Raw genomic sequence first — 17027 nt, forward strand, 5'->3', positions numbered from 1 at the left:
TCGCCTCCTTATACCGCCAGGTGAGACTTGGCGGCGTTCCAAACAGAGTGTTCGCCTTCGCTGCCAAGCACCACTGGCAAACGCATGGAGCCGATGCCATCAATGGTGATTTCGACTACATCACCTTCTTTGACAGGACCGACACCGGCAGGCGTACCGCTGGCAATAATATCGCCCGGTTCCAGAGTCATGACCGCCGAAGCCATGGCGATCATGTCGGGGATGTTCACGATCAGATCACGGGTGCAAGCCGACTGCCGCTCCTGACCATTGACGGTCAAGCGCATATTGATATTGCTGAAGTCTGGCACTTCATCGGCTGTAATGATCCACGGCCCGGTGGGGCAGAAGGTGTCAAAGGACTTGCGCATGACGCGCTCTTCGACGCCACGCACCACCATGTCCAGCAGGCAAGTGAAACCGAACACGTATTCATGACTGTCTTGCGCAGAGATACCGCGTCCACGCTTGCCGATGACAATGCCCAATTCGCATTCATGATGAATTTCCCGGCCATCCAGAGGCGGCAACACTATCGCGTCGGCCGGGCCACTGAGGCTGGAGTTGGACTTGAGGAAAAAGCCCTGGCCACTCGCCTTGAAACTGGAAATTACCCCACTGCCATTGCCGACCTTCATCTCGTCAATGTGTGCGTGGTAGTTGGCAGGAAACGCGATCACCTTGTTCGGCCAGCGAATGGGGGCATCCAGCCTCACTTGAGACAACGGCACCGCAGGCCGCGAAGTTATCGCGTCGCGCAAGCAGGAGCCCAAATTATCGAACTTCTCAACCAGGCGCACCATGCCGACTGGCGGCCAGAAATCCGCAGCAACCCCCGAAAGATCGGTGATATCTATGACACCCTCATTAGTCACCACACCTAGGCGGCCCTTGTCGTAGCTGATCAGTTTCATGATGCGATGACCTCTTGGGTGGCTTGAGAGGCATATGCCCTGGCGCGAGCACCGCGCACCGTGTCGATGACACTGCCGGCATCCTGAGGTTGACGCTCGTCGCGCCAGGCGACATGGCCATCAGGACGCACCAGCACAAGCGCACACCCGTAAAGTTCGCGAACTTCGGGGTTATCAAGGTCCACCACGGTCAATGGCATGCCTGCATTACTCGCTGCCTCCACCAAACGGTCAACCGGTTGGGCGGGATCGAAGCGCAGTAGTACAAACTCGCGGCCAAACAGATCCAGAGTTGACTTGCCAGGTTCAAGCCAGGCATGTGGCGCGCGGTGGCCCGGGCGTGCAGTCTGCACATAGGTACTGACTGTGTCTTCGGGTTCAGGCGTACCATCGGGAACGATCAGTTGTGAGCCTTCGTAGCGGAAGCCCAAATGGATACCAATGGTGTACCACTCGCGCTTCATCATTTTGGTGTACGCGTCACCGAACTCCTGGCGCGCTCGATCACCTTCGACACCCGGTTCGAACACTGCAGGGCTGAGACTGTCACGTGGCGTAAGCATCAACTTAAGGTTATTGGTAGCCTCGTTGACGTTCCGAATCGCTACTGGACGACGCTCTTCTTCATATGTGCTCATCAGATGCGGCCCACCCCAGCCCTGAACCAGCGCCTGAAGTTTCCAGCCCAGATCGACGGAATCCTGGATGCCCATATTCATGCCAAATCCACCGGTCGGCGATGTCAGATGCGCCGCATCACCAGCAATCACCACCCGATCAGTGCCATAGTCGTCAGCAACCAGTTGGCGGCGAATCCAGGGCATGACTGAAATGATCTTGAACTCGAAGTCATCGCGCCCTACTGCGCGCTGAAATGCCTTGGCCACGTCTTCTTCACTGAGCGTGCGCATTGTGCCGTCGCCCACAATTGAGAAACGCCACCAGTTACGTCCATTGATCGCGACGACAGTGCTCCAGGTACCCTCGGGGCCGATGAAGATATAGCGGTAGCCAGGCTTCTTGTCGTGCAGCTCCTCAAGTCCCGAGCACTCGATAATGGCATTGGTGGTATAGGTCAGCGTCGGGGTGCCGGTCATCTTGATTCCCAAACACTCTTTCACCCGGCTGGCGCCGCCATCGCAACCGACCAGATATTGGCATTCCACGACTTGCTCATCGCCACTGATAATATCGCGCAGACGTACAGTTACGCCGTTGGCATGCTCCTCATGGGACACGTACTCGGTGTTGTAGCGAATCTCCGCCAGCCCGCTACGCTGAGCAAAGCGGGTCAGCACAGGGTCAAAGAAATTCTGCGGGCAGCGTTCACGTTTTTGCGGGCTCTGCGCTGGCTTGGGTTCATCACGAACGGTGGGGAAAGATTCGCGACCGAACTCATAGCCACCGGCCAGTTGCGATACCCAAGCGTAATCCTGTGAGTAGTCCCGGTTGTAACCGGCATTTTCCACGTCGTCGACGATGCCCCATCGGCGACAGAACTCCATTGTGCGGATACCAACCATGTCCATTCGTGGTTGAAATACTTGCCCGTCACTCTTCTCGATCAGAATAGAAGGGATGCCACGCCATCCCAGATCACCAGCCAGGGCTAGGCCAACGGGGCCAGCACCGATAATCATGACTGGGGTACGGCGTCCCGAATCGTTTTGCGCCATGTTGAAGAACTCCTCACCAGATAAGTAGGCTTAATGCATTAAACGGCGCCTGTTATTTTTTGCCGTCAATCGCTACGAGACTTAACTTAGCCAAGTTAAAAGTTGATTGACCAATACTCTTTACCGATGCATTGAGAGGCAAAGGTTCTTACGCAAAGTGGTTAGGTGCCAATGCCGCGCGCTGCTTTGGCGCCATGAATAAAGCATGATCCGATTTACGTCCAATAGTCTTTCAGACTCATTCCAGAGGAGAAATGTCTGGTTTCAAGACAGAGCTTTAAGTTCTCAACAAATCGGTAAATCGTATTGGACGGATCAATACCAGCTGCCGCTATTAATAGTGGGCGGACGCTGGCAAATGAATGCCGTCTCTAAATTCGGACACATCCGCACGTTGCCCTTACACACAACAATAACAGTGAGGCGCCTCATGTGCTTTTTACCCTCAGCTTTGCCTGCGCACCGTCACTGGCTTGGTTTGTCATGGCTGTGTTGTTCGCTGGCGAGTCTGTCGCCCGACGTATTTGCAGCCAGTCAGCAGGACCAAGCTACTGGTCTGATCGACGGCAGCCATCTGAACCTAATGCTGCGCAATTACTACTTCAACCGCGACTACCGGGATGGTGCCGCCAATGGCCTCGGCACCAACAAATTTAAGCCCTTGTCTCAACGCAACGGCTACCGGGGCGAGTGGGCTCAAGGCTTTATAGCCAAGTTCAATACCGGGTTCACCCAGGGCACAGTGGGTTTTGGGCTGGAAGGTTATGCCGCATTAGGCCTGAAGCTGGACAGTGGCGGCGGACGAACAGGAACCAGTCTGCTGCCTTGGAGTGATTCGGGACATCCTGAGGACGAATATTCCAAAGCCGGCGTGGCTCTAGCGATACAAGCCTCCAATACCGTAATCAAATTCGGTGAGCAAATGCCACAGGTACCAGTGCTGTCCTATTCGGATGTGCGCCTATTGCCCAGCAGCGCTCGCGGGCTCAGCGTCACCAGCAACGAGTTCAACCATCTAAATATACAGGCCGGACGCTTCACGGCTGTCACCAGTAATGACTCCACCAACACTGACGGAGAGATCACCACCGACTATGGTGTGCTGCCTGCAGGTCGCAGCCTGAGTTACGTCGGTGGCACATACAAGGCTGAAAACAGTTTCACCGCAACTTTCTACGGTTCGGAATACCAAGACATTTGGCACCAATATTACGGGGGAGCCAGCTATACCATGCCGTTGAGTGACAACAAGGCACTGCTCTTTGAGTTTAATGGATATAACACTCGTAGCTATGGTGCCGAAAAGGGCGGACCAATCGAGAACTTTACCTATTCCGTATTGGGCGCCTATCGCTTCGGCAGTCATAAAATCTCATTAGCATACCAATATGTGGATGGCGACGAACCATTCGACTACATCGCCTTCGAACGCACCCAAAGTGGAATTCCATACCTCAATAATGTGAGTAGCGTGTTTCCATTCTCTGAACCCCACGAGCGGTCTTGGCAGCTGCGATATGACTTAAATTTTGCGGGGTACGGCATTCCCGGCTTGACGTTAATGACGCGCTATATCCGCGGCCAAGGCATGGACAACAGTCATAGTGATAATAGTTTCTACAAGAAAATTGGTAACTACGATTCAGACCCCAACGATAATAAACAATGGGAGCGCGACATCGATTTGGGCTACGTAGTTCAGTCAGGCAAAGCCAAGGATCTTAGTATCCGCCTGCGCAATGCTAAACACCGTGCCACTACTGGCACCCGATGGCCAGACTTCGATGAATTCCGGATTATCATTGAGATGCCGATCAAGGTATTCTGATTCGGGGCACTCACACCGATATCTTTAATAAAAAAAAAGGTAGACCATTATGATTACTGAACGCCCCTGGTACCGCTGGTATGTATTACTGGTACTTACCCTGATCTACGCCTTCAGTTATATCGACCGACAAATCGTGTCGATTCTTGCGCCATATATCAAAGCAGATCTTGGCATTTCCGATGCGCAATTGGGATTGCTCTATGGCACTTCATTTGCATTGTTTTACTGCGTCTTCGGCATACCCCTAGCGCGCCTAGCCGATGGCTGGAGTCGAGTGCGCACTCTCGCTCTGGGTTTATCGTTTTGGTCGCTGATGACGACTCTTTCCGGCGCAGCGCGGCATTTTACCGACCTGGGCATGGCCAGAATCGGCGTAGGTATAGGTGAGGCAAGCTCCTCTCCTGCGGCGATCTCGTTACTGGGCGATTATTTTGAACAGGCGCGACGTGGGACCGTATTGGCGCTGTACTCAGTGGGTGTCTATCTAGGGGCAGGAGCATCGCTGATGATCGGCGGTTCGATCGTCACTGCCTGGCAAAACGCGTACGGCCAAAATGGAGCAGCGGCGCCGTTTGGACTTACCGGCTGGCAAGCGTCCTTCATTGGAGTCGGACTGCCTGGGATATTGTTTGCGTTGGTGGTGATATTGACAATACGCGAACCCGTTCGTGGTCGCCTCGACGGAACTCCAGTCAAACCACTACCAAACCCCTTCCGACAAGCCATGCGCGACTTGGCAGCGATGTTTCCGCCTTGGAGCTGGATGCGCCTCAGGACAACTCAGGCCGCACCAATCGAATACCTACGTAATAGCATTAATCTAATGCTGGCTATTATGATGATCGTATGCGGAACCTGGGCTACCAATGCGGTACTCTCGGCAGCCCGGAAAGCTGAGCTGGGCTCCGTTGCAGGCTTTTCCATTACCAGTAACTTTGTGCAATGGTTGGCCATGGGTATTGCCTTTTACGCCTGCGCCAACTGGTTTCAATCAGCCCGATTGAGTGACCCGCTGACTCATCGTTTGATAACCGGTTCTAAAACCTTCCGCATGCTCATGGTAGCGGGTGGCTTTCTGGCGTTCACCATGAACGCGGTCAACGGTTTCGTATTCGTCTATGCAACACGTAGTCTCGGTTTTACCTCTGAGGCGGGTCTGCACCTTGGCGTTATCGCCATCATTGCCGGCGGGATGGGCATTGCCCTAAGTGGCTGGCTCTGCGACAAGGCTCGTCGCCGACATCCCGCCGGTCGCTTGTTCTTCGTGTGCGTCACAGTCTCGAGCTTTACCGCAGCCAGTGTCGTGCAGTATCTAACCGAGAGTGTCACGGTATTTTACGTGGCCTATTCCATCTCCACGTTCTTCGTCCCAATGTGGTTCGGACCGTTACAGGCCACGACTCAAGACTTAGTAGTACCCCGGCTGCGGGGTACGGCGTTCGCCGCCTTCTCACTGGGACCGAACATCTTTGGTTTGGGCATGGGGCCCTACTGCGTTGGGTTGATCAGCGATGCCACCGGTGACCTGCGCTTTGCCATCATGTGTTCTCTCGCTGTACTGCCGATTACCCTTTTTGCACTGATTTACGCAGCACGCAATTTGACGCAAGCAGAAGCACGGGTGCATGAAGAAATCGCGAAGGAGCCGCGAGCGATGCAGGATGCATCCGGCACTCCGTTTCCAAAGGAGCTAGAAGCTCCAGGCTCTTAAGGATAGATGTGAAAAGTCCCGCCACAACGCCTATCCAGACGGGTGTGGCGGGCAGTACCCGTATGATCCATCAACCGCTACGACCAAATGAGCATCTGAATCACCCCTGGCTTCGTAGACATATCCTAGCCTGATGTTGGAGTTCAATAGGAGGTGTCACAGGTCATCAGCGCACCATATAAATTGATGTAGAAGCGATCCTGCCGCGCGGAGTTCTAGTTTGAGGATGGCTCTTCATTATAGGTACCGGCCATTGCCCCTACAGGCTCGGCAGTGCGGCCGATCCGCATCGCGGCGCGCATGAACATCTCTTGATTGGGCGACTTTACACCAGCCAGTGCACAAGCTACGGTCGCAAACTGAGCGCACGATTGCCACTTCTGGGTTTTAACCTTCCTTCGGCCTTTCATAAACTCTCCAGAGCCTGCTCGATATTTACCTATTTCTCACTGCATGGGACGAGTCCCTAGGGACGTATCCTTTCCCATGCTGTGTCGATAGAAACATTGGTATGAACGCTTGGAAAGAGCTTTACCGTATTGGGTAACTTACGAGAACTCGTGAGACTCCACAATCGGGTCAACACCACCTTGACGGTACATCCGAAGCTAATAGTCGTTGGTTTCTCCGTTCGCATTGATCAGCTCAGAACGAATCCGGGCTATCAGATCGTCGATCGACAGTGTGTCATCGAGCGTCAGGTAGTAGCTCGTCAGCAGAGTTAAGGGATGCACCTTTAGCGCTGAGGCAATTTCGTTAACTTTGTCCAACGTGGGATTTTTGAGGCCTCGCTCCAGCGTACTAATGTAGGTTCGACTGCTCACAGACGAAAAGGCCTCTTGAGATAGCCCAGCTCTTACCCGATAACGCCTTAATGTGACACCAAAGGCTTTTCCCAGCTCCATCGATCCATCCCACAAAAGGAACGATAGAGCCCCATTGCACACCATAGAGCTACAATCTATAGTGTTCATTTCGCAAGGAAAACGCTAGTGTTGGTGACATACGCACAGGCCGAAGTTCCTTTGGGGCTCATGGCCGGTAGGCCCGAGATACACCATTGGCGCTACGCAGAGCTGTCCTTCAATAGCATCTGGCTTTACGTTTCGATCGGATATGTTCGTTCGGGGCCTCAAAACCAGTGCACACTACTTATGCCGGAGCTCCGCGAATTCGAGCAACTACTCAACGATCGTGGCGATGCGCTCTGGGTCGATGATGTCATGGTCGTCAGTCCAGGGGACGTTAATGGCAGCGGGGCGTGGATGATGGAGCGCTTGGCCACCCTCGAAGAAGCCGTCAACGAGCATACCGGAGAATCCGTTTACATCTACACGCTGGAGAACGGTAAGCGGTATAGCGAGGCAGAATTGGTCAAAAGCGCTAGGTTTGAGGTTCAGCGCGTCATTTACCAGCGCTAATGCCGTCTCGCCGCACGCATGAAGCACTCTGGCAAAACGCAGCCCAGCAATAAAGTATTTGCCTTAAGTCTGTGTGGAGGTGAAATGACAATGCCGCATGAGCGCACCCGCTCAGTAATCCATACTCGTGACTTTCTGGTCGAGTTATCCCGCGATCCCTCGTTACCCGCGCGTATTCGTCGTGATGCTAAATTTCTTTTGCGCCACTACCCGACGAGAGGGGACATGGTGACGGCGGGCCGCATCGAGGAACACGCAGACTCATTGTCAGGGCTTTTGGAACCTGTCTTTAGCTCAAGAATTGACGATTAGTTCCGAGCATCCCTGGACAGCATGCGTAATCTGACAAGTTTCTGAAATGTATAGGAGGTATCGAGTAAAAAGCCCAATCAATGTCACATGCTTTTAGATAGTATTTGGCTTGGTAACCGATCTCGCTTCCGTCACTAAGCAGCCAGTATGCTTCGATTCCCCCGTCCCCCCGGCACCTGCTATTCGCCTACGGCGTTAGCGACTTGTGGTTCACGCCGTGCAACCTGGCAAGCGAGTTCTTCAAAAGCGAAGCGCTGTCATGAATCAATGCCTCTAATACGCTTGTAATCCATGATGTGTACGTGACGAAAGCTGGTAGCGGTGATGGCAGAGTGCCTAGAGTGTATCGTTTTCCGAACAGCCAGGAGTGTTTGTTACACTGATGTCTTCCAGGGTGGAATCACAATGTCGAACTCAGACCTGCTCCCTTCCCTGCTATTCAAGATCAATCAAAACCAGCTCGTCCTCAAAGCCGCAATCAAGGAGCTGACACTCTGGGTCGAGCAGCGAGGGGCATCGGATGTCGCCGATAACGTTCGTGGTGCTTTGGACACAATCAGCAAGTGTCGGATTTGGAAATAAATGAGACTAATCGGAAATTAATGCGACAACAAAAATAGCGATCTCAACCACTCGCTAGCGATTCCTTCCACTTCAAAATCCAGGGGCTCTAGCGCAGCTATCGCCTGCTTTAGTTAGCGCAGTAACGATTCATCCATGCGGCTCCATTACTCAGCCCAGGGGACGACTCTGGCCCATCTGAATTCTTCTGTAGTTCAGCGTATTTGATGTCCCCTGTAAAACCGTACCCGATGCAGAGCCTCAACCATCGCTTGGATTACCGAAAACGGGCTCGATTATTTCGGCTAGCGAAGCGGGTAGCTCCTCGCTCTGGACTGCTCTCTCCATGTCTGCCTTGCTTGGGTAATGTCGCAATAGAAATTTGGCATCGCGACGAACCTTTTCAGGCAGCGACGAATCGCGAGACAACTCGACGAGGAACTCATGCGTCTGAATCACGGCGCGAGTGCGCTCACCTGGCATGGTCATTCCGATCTACCTCCGGCTATTTAGCGATAAATTAGAGCGAAGGCTCCTTTATATTTAAGTCCCATTAACCTCGTCGGCAAGCCCCACCCGTGCCCATCGATCATTCGCCTCATTCAAACGAATTTTCCGCCGAGCTTTCCTGCTTGAGCTGGCATAATGATATCGTTAACCCTACTCGCTTATAGGTATCAATAGGGAGTTCGTATTACGTTGGAGATGTGGCATCTGACGGGGTATTTTTTATCGAGTCAATCTGCCAGATGGCTCTCGAAAATTCCCGAACCATGTCGCAGGCCGCGTTATTGGCCTGACGTTAACCCGAATCGATGGAGCGTTTTTTGAGTTGGTCGAGCAACCAGCGCGACCAAATAGAAAATGGAGAAAAATATGGCGCACGTTGAATTTTATGAACTAGGCATTCCCGAGGTACTGCTCCAATCGGTGCTTGGAATTGTCGGTGACAACATAACTTCCCTTAGCAAGCAAAAAGTTTCTGAGACAGATCCGCTTTATGAAGTTGCCAAGGCGGAATTGATTGCTGAGGTCGCTCTGTATCTTCAGTGGGTTGGACGTCCTGGAATGGATATCTACTTGATCGCGGCCGCTGAACAGGAAGAAAACCACAAGATTCTTGTGGGGTTTATGATTATTTCTGCGCACCGCAACGGTTCTAAAGTTGCGGGCTTGAACTACACCGCAGTTCGCTCGGAAAATCGTCGTCAGGGTATTTTACGTCAGATGATGGATGTCCTAACCCAACACTTCCCGCTTATTGGTTTGAGTGCTTCAATCGAAAATGTGCCGGTTTACGAACATTTAGGTTTTTATCCTGTAGGTCCGCGCGGGACACATGTTGAGATGAAAAACGGTGATCTTCCGAAAGGTGTGATGACCACGGTCGACATGGATTATGTCTCGACGCTACCGACCGTTCAAAAGCAAAAGGCTCTACTCCGAGATAAGTACGGCAAGAAAGTGCGGGATGTTTACACCAACTTTTCTAAGTTACAGAGAGCTGAGGCTGATCGAGTTCTGGACTACCTCAACTCTAGGGAGATAGGCGGCATCTAGTGAAAAATTTTCAAAGGAGCCGCGACAATGGAGTCACCGCGCAGGTTTGATCACCAGCTATACGATCAACCGGAGGCGCCCTTCCCATCAGGATCGTCATCATTTTTGTGCTCATGCAGATAGTCCATTTTTTTGTATGCGCCCAAAAAATACCTTACGAACACAGCATCAGGGCCGATGGTGTCCGCCTATTTTGAGGCGGGCACCATCGCTCTTATCGCCGGGATTTCCCTGCCCCAACGAAGCTCTTATCCAACACCTTCCAAGGCCCAGTTCATATAGAAGTGCCCGTAAGGGTACGAAGGATTCGCAACGATCAGTCTTCGCTCATGAACTTCTCATACGCATGAGCGTGGTAGGAGCATCGGCCTTCGTTGACTTGATCTTCTTGCCCTAGCGGATCACCGCAGTCTTCGCATTCGGTGTAATCGAGTTCGCAGCGGCACCATAAGCATGCCTGATCTAAGACGACGAAAGCTTCCCGATCACATTCGTGGCATAGTTCCAAAGTGGGTTCTTCGCCGTCACGTGGATCGTAGGTATGCGATTTGCCTAGCGCTTCCAGCAACATAGGCGCGATCAGCTCTCGATGGCCACACTTTACGCACATTGCGAGGAATCGCTCGTCGTCGGATTCCACTGTGTCGCCAGCATCTACGTTTTCCGGAGCCGGCTTCAGAAGTGCCGAGGCGCATTCAGAGCATTTGCATGCCTCAAGCCACTCACTCATGCCATCAGGAATACCGGCTTCGGCCCAAGCCTCATCGCATTGCTCTTTAATATCCGCGACAAAGTCGTGATGCAGCAGCATGATTTGCCACGCATCTCCCAGAATGGCAGCAGGCTCCTCCTCAAGCTCGACGTGGATGAAATCCCGCAGTATCGGAAATAATTCCGCTACAAAATCGGCGACTTCGCCAAGAGTATGTGCTGGATGAAGGTGCTCCAGATGGTTGCGGCAAGACTGAAGCTTGGATATGACGTCCCAATCCATCTCGATACCGAAAGCATCAAAGCGCTTCTTTATCGTTGCCACATCAATGGTCGTATCTTTGAAACGCGCAGCGGGCTGCCAAGTGACTCCACCATTACCATCTGGGTGCGGCAGAATTTCTGGAGGATTGAATATCAGGGCCGCCGCGTCAGCTGGATCAACAACGCCATTCGCGATTTTGTACTTGAAAAGCAGCAAAACCCCAGCAAAGAGGTTCCGGATTGAAGAGAGCGCTCTGGCAGGGTCGGGGCTCACGCCACCCTGGCTACGTTGGAAATCCTCTACACCAAGGCGAATCGAAGTGAGTGCGTTCTCGCGCAGCTTCGCTGCATCGAGAGCCGGCATGGCTTTCTGATTTTTAGCCACGTGGGAAATCCTTGCCGATGATGGTTATCTGATTCTGAATAGTACGCCAGCTTCCACCAGTATCTTCCAGTCCCGTTCTGTGACAGGGCCTATTCCGCCGCCCGCGAGCCGATCAGTCGCAGGCTTTGTAAGCATTCATACCAGCCGCATCAAGGGACTGGATGGGCGTCTAGGGAGGAAATTTATGCAATTTTCCAAACCAGATAACGGTTCAGCGGCCCTAGCCCAACGCCTTAATGCGTTCGGTGGTGCAGTCGTCGCCCTTTGATGCGTCAGCGTGGAGCAAGTAACCGCTGTCGTACTAGTTCTCTGCGCTGCTGTCGTTCTATCGAGGGTGTAAGTCGTGTTGACTGGAGCCAACCTGCGCGCGGTCAGGTTCGGCTCACCTCAACCGCAGTTTCGTTCGGCTAAAAAGTCTTCATTGGTTCGTCAATGGAGCGGATACGAAAACAATCATCGCAAAGCCGAAGCGTCCCCGGTCCAGCGGCAGGCGTATTCAAGAGGACATAATCGCGAGCTGGCTCATCTGCGCAGACAGTGCATACATCCAAGCTTCCCGCTATCCTAATGCCCGCTTCCGTCATCGCGGCCTGCTTTGGGTTCCATTCGCGTAGCGAAGCGAACCACTCCGGCGTGTGCGGGCGGAGCAACGTGCGAAGTTCAGGCTCCAGCAGTCCCCTACGTTCAAGCCAAGTAGCGGCCGCCTTTATGCGTCGAGCATGCTGCTGGGTCAGAAGCTTGTACAAGTCGATCTTCAGAGCGAAGTATTTGCGAGGATGCAATGCGTTCAAGGTCACGTAGCACGCGTGGTTAACGACAAAACGATTTTGGCCCAGCTTCTCGCTTGCCAATAGCTCCTCACAATACCTCTTCTTACCCTCCGCCGACCGCTCGTATTCCTCCATAACAGCGAGGTGGTACTGCCAGGCATTCCTTTCAAGCTCATCTCGCCACAGATCCAGATATCTCGAAGTTCTCAGAGCTTGCACCAAGTGAACGTCTGCCTCCTGATGCTCAACCAGGTATGCATCGATGTCGTTGAGTGACTCAATGTCAGAGGACAGCTTGCGGGCCTCCCGAAGCAAGAGGTTGGTTGAGTCGCGCATAGCCTGAACGTGATCGATACTGTCACGCCAGTCAGCCTCTTCTGCTGCGCTGAGATCTCTAAGCACATTTGGGATCTCAACGAGCGCCACACTCTTCAGCAATTCCCCGGGATGACAAAAGTCCGCATCCGGCACTAGGTTCACGCCGGCCCTATGGTAAGCCTGGGCGACTAAGCGCGAACAATACTGTCTCCGACCGACCACGAAACCAGCAAGCACACTCTTGGCGGCTCCAGTCATGGAGTACCGAGTGCCAACCGCAGCTCTAACGAAGGAGATGACAGAATGCAATTGCTCAGTCGTCAGTGGCTTCAACGGCCGCAGCACATACCCCGCGCAGCCAGGTTCGAGAATGAGCCGCTCAAGGTTGCGTGCGTGTACACCGTCGCCGGTTGAATCGATCACACTCGACTTACCAACACAAATCATTGCGTGAGAAATGTCCGCGCCGGTGACTCTACGGATCGTTAGGCTCATCGGATCCGGGGTGGTCGTCAGGACAATATCGCCGAGCTGGATAAGATAGGAGTCGAACACCCGAGGGCGTAGTTCCAATTCATTCGTCTCACCTTCCATTCTGGGCATTGCTCCGGCGCAGGTTTGGTATGAAGGAGATGCCAAAGCCATACGGGCGACATCAGCAAAAAACCAGAAATTTGAAGACATTCGACAGCCGGCTAACGGTACCGGTATACGTCACAGGTGCTAGCATAGATCGCCCCAGTTAGATTGGCACACATTACAGTAGCCCTCTCTAGCTCAACCGATTCACAGCTGAACGGTCTGTCCTGTCTCCTGAGGAGTCGGCTCCTCAGGTCATGTTAATTGAAGGAATACAGCACAATGGACTTCATCACCTCCGGCATCATCGCGAGCTCCGCCTATGACATCTTCAAGCATGGCCTGAAGCTCACAGGCCAATCTCTGAAAGAGTATTTAGCTCAGTGGATCAGAGACGAGGTGCTGGCCGACGCTGTGGCTGATGAGCTGACCAAGCTCAAAATAAGCAATGAAATGAGCGAGATAGCCATCACTCGACGCCTTGATGAATCAGCTGAGTTTCAGGACCTGATTCGCAACATCAATGCGCAGGCGGCCTTGTTTGCACCGTCACAAATCAATACCGTCACCCAAACCCATAGCGGCAGTGGAGACAACGTTGCCGGTAATAAAATCGTTAATAACTGATCGGTCTGAGGTAGCGCAGGTTGAGTACGTTTGAGCAGCATCACAGCGGAAGTGGCGATAATGTTCGAGATAAAATCTTCGTAACGATCAAAACACTAGCCCCGGACGTCCTTCTCAAGCCTATGGAGATGGTGTTCGAGAGCCTGCGCAAAAAAGACCTGGATAAGGCAAAAACCCAGATGAGCCTGCTGAAGTCCATGGCCCACCAGGACCTCGAGACCGACGCGCTACTAGAAGCCATTTCAATTTATGGCGATTTGATTGAGCCCGCAGACCAAGGCACTGCATGGGGTACCATCTTCAAAATCGTTTCGGCGACCGCGGACTCAATCGTTAAAGATGTCTGTCTCGCTGCGATGATCAGGCTCTCTGCCGGAACCGAAAAAGAGGCGGAAACAAAAAAACACTTCGCCTCTGAATCGCAGCCCGGCCAGTATGCCAAAGAAGCATTTTTAAGCCTCCTTGCGGATGAGGCCGAACTGGAGGCAGTTAGCCAAAAATTCATCCTCACTGAAAGTGAGATGAATGGCATTGTTGAGGGTGCGTTCAGGTTGGAACTGCTAGACATAGCAGTGCGCGTTGGGGATCGATTACTCGAGATGTATCCGAGCTATAACGCCAAGGTGCTTCGAGTGTTGGTTAGTGCTTTGGCTCTCAATAGCGAGCTACACCAGCGTCACCTATGGCTGTGCTCCCCCCAGGTAAAGCAGAAGCTTGACGCGCTGACCGCTGAAGTTGTCGATCTCTTGGGACGCTCAAACGGTACAGACCTACGCCTTTACAATATGGCGTGCCCCATACTGAGCTGCTATCAAGGGGCCCATCCAGCCGCTCTGCTCGACGCGCTTAAGAAATATGCTGATTTCTTGGGGCCGTCCCACGCCGAAACTGCTGCTCAGTTGAAAGCGATAGCCGGTGATGACTCCGAACTTCCTCAGTGGCAGCGCGACCTGCAGGCCGCCAGTGAAAGCTACTCCACGCGAAATGCGTGGTGCAGGGATTTTCTCGCCGCGACCAGTCATACCATTAATCAGGTGATTCCTTTTATCCACCTTGCTACCCCCGCCGAAATAACGGATTGGTTAGCAGGTGAGATGACAATCAGCGATCTCTCCGAAAAGGAAGTCGCATTCACGCAGCTTTTTGCTCGCTCGTTCAGAGCTGCAGAACAGCATGATGATTTGGCACAGCGAAGCGCTCTGGCCGAGGCGGTAGAACACTTTTTCGACAAGTGGGGTCATGAAATCAATGAAATCTCCCCCGCACGAATCTTCGAACTCGCTGAAAAACTGTTCGATGCAGAGCTGCCTGACAAGGCACTGATCTTAACGTCGCCGATCATAGGTGACCACGCGCTTTGGCCATCAAACTTTGTCGTAACGCATCTCAAATGCTTATTAGAAGCACAGCAGTTCAAAACCTTTGATGAAGTCTTGGGTAGAGTGGCCGACGCCGAATCTTCCCTCTCATTGATGAATTTCTGCTCGCTAAAACATGAAAAGCTAGGGGAAATCCCGCTCGCCTTAGAAATCAGCAACCAAATGATCGACCTCGCTCCAGACTTGCCGCATTGCTGGTACCGGGGTTGTTATCTGCGGGACAGATATCAAGACATCGAGGAGCAGCGCAACTTTCAAACGCGGATCTTCGACTCTCTGTTGGAGCACTACTCCAGGGAGACGGTGGCAATTTTATTTTTCATGACCCGGGCAGGAAATTTCAAACGCGCAGAGACTAAGTGGGTGGATTGGTTCATCCAGGATCCTCTCAACCTGGCAATCGAGTTCGTCGACTTTCACTTTGGCTCCAGCATGGACGGACGAGCCGATATCGAGATTTCGCAAACGTTGCCGCAATGCCTGGGAGCAGTTCAATTTACCCAAGACGGTGTCAGGCTGACCAAGCTGATCGTCGAGGATCACTTGGATGTGAGCGAATGCACGTTGAAGGGCTCTAGCTATTTAGGACAGTTGCTGCTGACCTCAGCAATTGATGAGAAGCTGGCACTCGGGATGGTGACATACGTGATCGAGGAGCACCTTCCGCCCTACATCGCTTGCCTACGAATGGCAGCTCAACTCCGGCATACGCACAATGACGGCAGTGACTGCTTCGTAATTATGAGGCCCCCATCAGACGCAGCAGAGCTTGTACCTTTTCTCGAGGAAAAGCTGAGTCTGGGAAGCGAAAGAAGGTCTCAACTTCGGACGATCGACAGCATCCCATTGTTCATGCGAGGACATGGGCTGTTCTCGGAGAATGCTTTCAAGGCAGCTTTCAATTGCTGGACAGATGCCGGAATTCCCAAATCGTTGCTTTATGCCATCGGGGACGCCGATCCGAAGGCGGTGATACTAGACGCATACAGCATCAGCTACCTTGCCGTCACGGACCTAGCGAAACGGTTGCTGGAAAGCGGCATTACGTTCATCTTGCCGGCAGCCACCAAGGAAGCTTTAAGTGCGTGGGTTGCAAAGATCAGCGACGAAAAATTCATGATGATGGGCGTTACGGATGCCGGAAAATTTTATCGCACCACAGCGTCCGACCTCCAAGCGCACAATGGGCATGTTATTGCCGCGCTGAGATGCATCTTGGAAAACTCGTCAGTTGGCCACCCAGGGTTGCACAACGCCGCGCTGGAGGTTTATTCCATCAGAGGGGGTGTCGATCACACGGTGTATGACGCAATGCAGCTCTCATCAGCAAGCAACGTCCCATGGCTGTGTATGGACCCAGTGTTCGCTAAGCTACATGAGTCCTATGATCGTTTAGTGGTCAATGCTCATGCGTTAATTGCTCGAGCAATGTCCAGCGCGCCATTTGATTTTGAGCATAAGCGACATGCAGTCATGCTATACGCAATGGGAGCTTTGCCACTGCCCCTTACGTATTCAGAGGTCAAAAAGCTCGCAGAGCACCCGAATAATCTTGCTGGATTCATTTTATTCAAAATCATCCAGAACCACGGCAAACAGATTTTTGTGGGGAGTGAGAATCCTACATTCTTACTTGACTTGATACTCGTTCACCTTCAGGGCCAATTCTTCTCAAGGGGCCGCCACAGGGTTAACTCTCCGTCATATACACCTGTCACGTCTTATTCTTCACATGTGTTCAATCATGGCATAGAGCTCTTCCTAAAATCCTATGATAAAGCGCACGCTGAGTACCGATTCGCCGCCGCGCTCGCCTACATCTCTGAACAGATCACAGACCACCAGAGCTTTCTACAATACGTTATCGGCTACTTCATGCAATTTGCGCAAGGCCATTTTTTTGATATAAACATCATTAAAGAGAACTTATATCTTGTAACGTCAACATCCCCTGAGGATTTGGAGAGCGATCGAACTTAAAATTCTTCTCACGAAAATTTAAATGTGC

General features: G+C 52.5%; 13 protein-coding genes. 7 read left to right on the forward strand and 6 right to left on the reverse strand.

Annotated elements, in window-relative coordinates; translation table 11 throughout:
* Positions 1-8 precede the first annotated feature (8 nt).
* Together PG5_RS01130 and PG5_RS01135 are read right to left on the reverse strand one after the other, a co-directional pair.
* Positions 9-914, reverse strand: a complete 906-nt coding sequence (locus PG5_RS01130) for a fumarylacetoacetate hydrolase family protein (protein WP_020795255.1) — start codon at positions 912-914, stop codon at positions 9-11.
* Positions 911-2590, reverse strand: coding sequence for an FAD-dependent oxidoreductase (locus tag PG5_RS01135; protein WP_020795256.1), 1680 nt, complete (start codon positions 2588-2590; stop codon positions 911-913). The genes PG5_RS01130 and PG5_RS01135 overlap by 4 nt, the downstream gene beginning before the upstream one ends.
* A 205-nt stretch (positions 2591-2795) precedes the next feature.
* On the opposite strand from PG5_RS01135, the gene PG5_RS01140 reads away from it, so the two are divergent.
* Both PG5_RS01140 and PG5_RS01145 read left to right on the forward strand, forming a co-directional pair.
* Positions 2796-4418 carry an OprD family porin gene (locus PG5_RS01140; protein WP_081648122.1) on the forward strand — a complete coding sequence of 541 codons (1623 nt, stop codon included), beginning with the start codon at positions 2796-2798 and terminating at the stop codon, positions 4416-4418.
* Positions 4419-4467: 49 nt separating this feature from the next.
* Positions 4468-6132 carry an MFS transporter gene (locus PG5_RS01145; protein ID WP_020795258.1) on the forward strand — a complete coding sequence of 555 codons (1665 nt, stop codon included), beginning with the start codon at positions 4468-4470 and terminating at the stop codon, positions 6130-6132.
* A 608-nt stretch (positions 6133-6740) separates the two neighbouring features.
* On the opposite strand, the gene PG5_RS01155 is transcribed toward PG5_RS01145, so the two are convergent.
* Positions 6741-7037: a helix-turn-helix domain-containing protein gene (locus PG5_RS01155; protein ID WP_042955194.1), complete on the reverse strand. Its 297-nt coding sequence runs from the start codon at positions 7035-7037 to the stop codon at positions 6741-6743.
* Positions 7038-7124: 87 nt separating this feature from the next.
* Here PG5_RS01155 and PG5_RS01160 point away from each other — a divergent pair, with 87 nt between their 5' ends.
* Both PG5_RS01160 and PG5_RS34700 read left to right on the forward strand, forming a co-directional pair.
* A complete protein-coding gene (locus PG5_RS01160; protein ID WP_042955130.1) occupies positions 7125-7553 on the forward strand; it encodes a hypothetical protein in 429 nt (142 codons plus the stop codon).
* Between the two features lie 90 nt (positions 7554-7643).
* Positions 7644-7865, forward strand: a complete 222-nt coding sequence (locus tag PG5_RS34700; RefSeq protein WP_371106593.1) for a BPSL0761 family protein — start codon at positions 7644-7646, stop codon at positions 7863-7865.
* An 822-nt stretch (positions 7866-8687) separates the two neighbouring features.
* Here the strand turns inward: PG5_RS34700 and PG5_RS34705 are convergent.
* Positions 8688-8915, reverse strand: coding sequence for a BPSL0761 family protein (locus tag PG5_RS34705; protein ID WP_042955132.1), 228 nt, complete (start codon positions 8913-8915; stop codon positions 8688-8690).
* A 387-nt stretch (positions 8916-9302) separates the two neighbouring features.
* Here PG5_RS34705 and PG5_RS01175 point away from each other — a divergent pair, with 387 nt between their 5' ends.
* Positions 9303-9986 (forward strand): GNAT family N-acetyltransferase, encoded by a 684-nt coding sequence (locus PG5_RS01175; RefSeq protein ID WP_020795261.1) that lies wholly within the window; start codon positions 9303-9305, stop codon positions 9984-9986.
* A gap of 316 nt (positions 9987-10302) precedes the next feature.
* Here PG5_RS01175 and PG5_RS01180 read toward each other — a convergent pair whose 3' ends face one another.
* Together PG5_RS01180 and PG5_RS01185 are read right to left on the reverse strand one after the other, a co-directional pair.
* Positions 10303-11346: a hypothetical protein gene (locus tag PG5_RS01180; protein WP_081648124.1), complete on the reverse strand. Its 1044-nt coding sequence runs from the start codon at positions 11344-11346 to the stop codon at positions 10303-10305.
* A 407-nt stretch (positions 11347-11753) separates the two neighbouring features.
* Positions 11754-13028, reverse strand: a complete 1275-nt coding sequence (locus tag PG5_RS01185; RefSeq protein WP_155943691.1) for a YiiX/YebB-like N1pC/P60 family cysteine hydrolase — start codon at positions 13026-13028, stop codon at positions 11754-11756.
* A gap of 267 nt (positions 13029-13295) precedes the next feature.
* On the opposite strand from PG5_RS01185, the gene PG5_RS01190 reads away from it, so the two are divergent.
* Together PG5_RS01190 and PG5_RS01195 are read left to right on the forward strand one after the other, a co-directional pair.
* Complete coding sequence (locus tag PG5_RS01190) at positions 13296-13640, forward strand: hypothetical protein (protein ID WP_020795265.1); 345 nt, start codon at positions 13296-13298, stop codon at positions 13638-13640.
* 20 nt (positions 13641-13660) lie between these two features.
* Positions 13661-16999 carry a hypothetical protein gene (locus PG5_RS01195; protein ID WP_020795266.1) on the forward strand — a complete coding sequence of 1113 codons (3339 nt, stop codon included), beginning with the start codon at positions 13661-13663 and terminating at the stop codon, positions 16997-16999.
* Positions 17000-17027: the final 28 nt, after the last annotated feature.

The sequence above is a fragment of the Pseudomonas sp. G5(2012) genome (genome assembly GCF_000408945.1).
GTDB lineage: Bacteria > Pseudomonadota > Gammaproteobacteria > Pseudomonadales > Pseudomonadaceae > Aquipseudomonas > Aquipseudomonas umsongensis.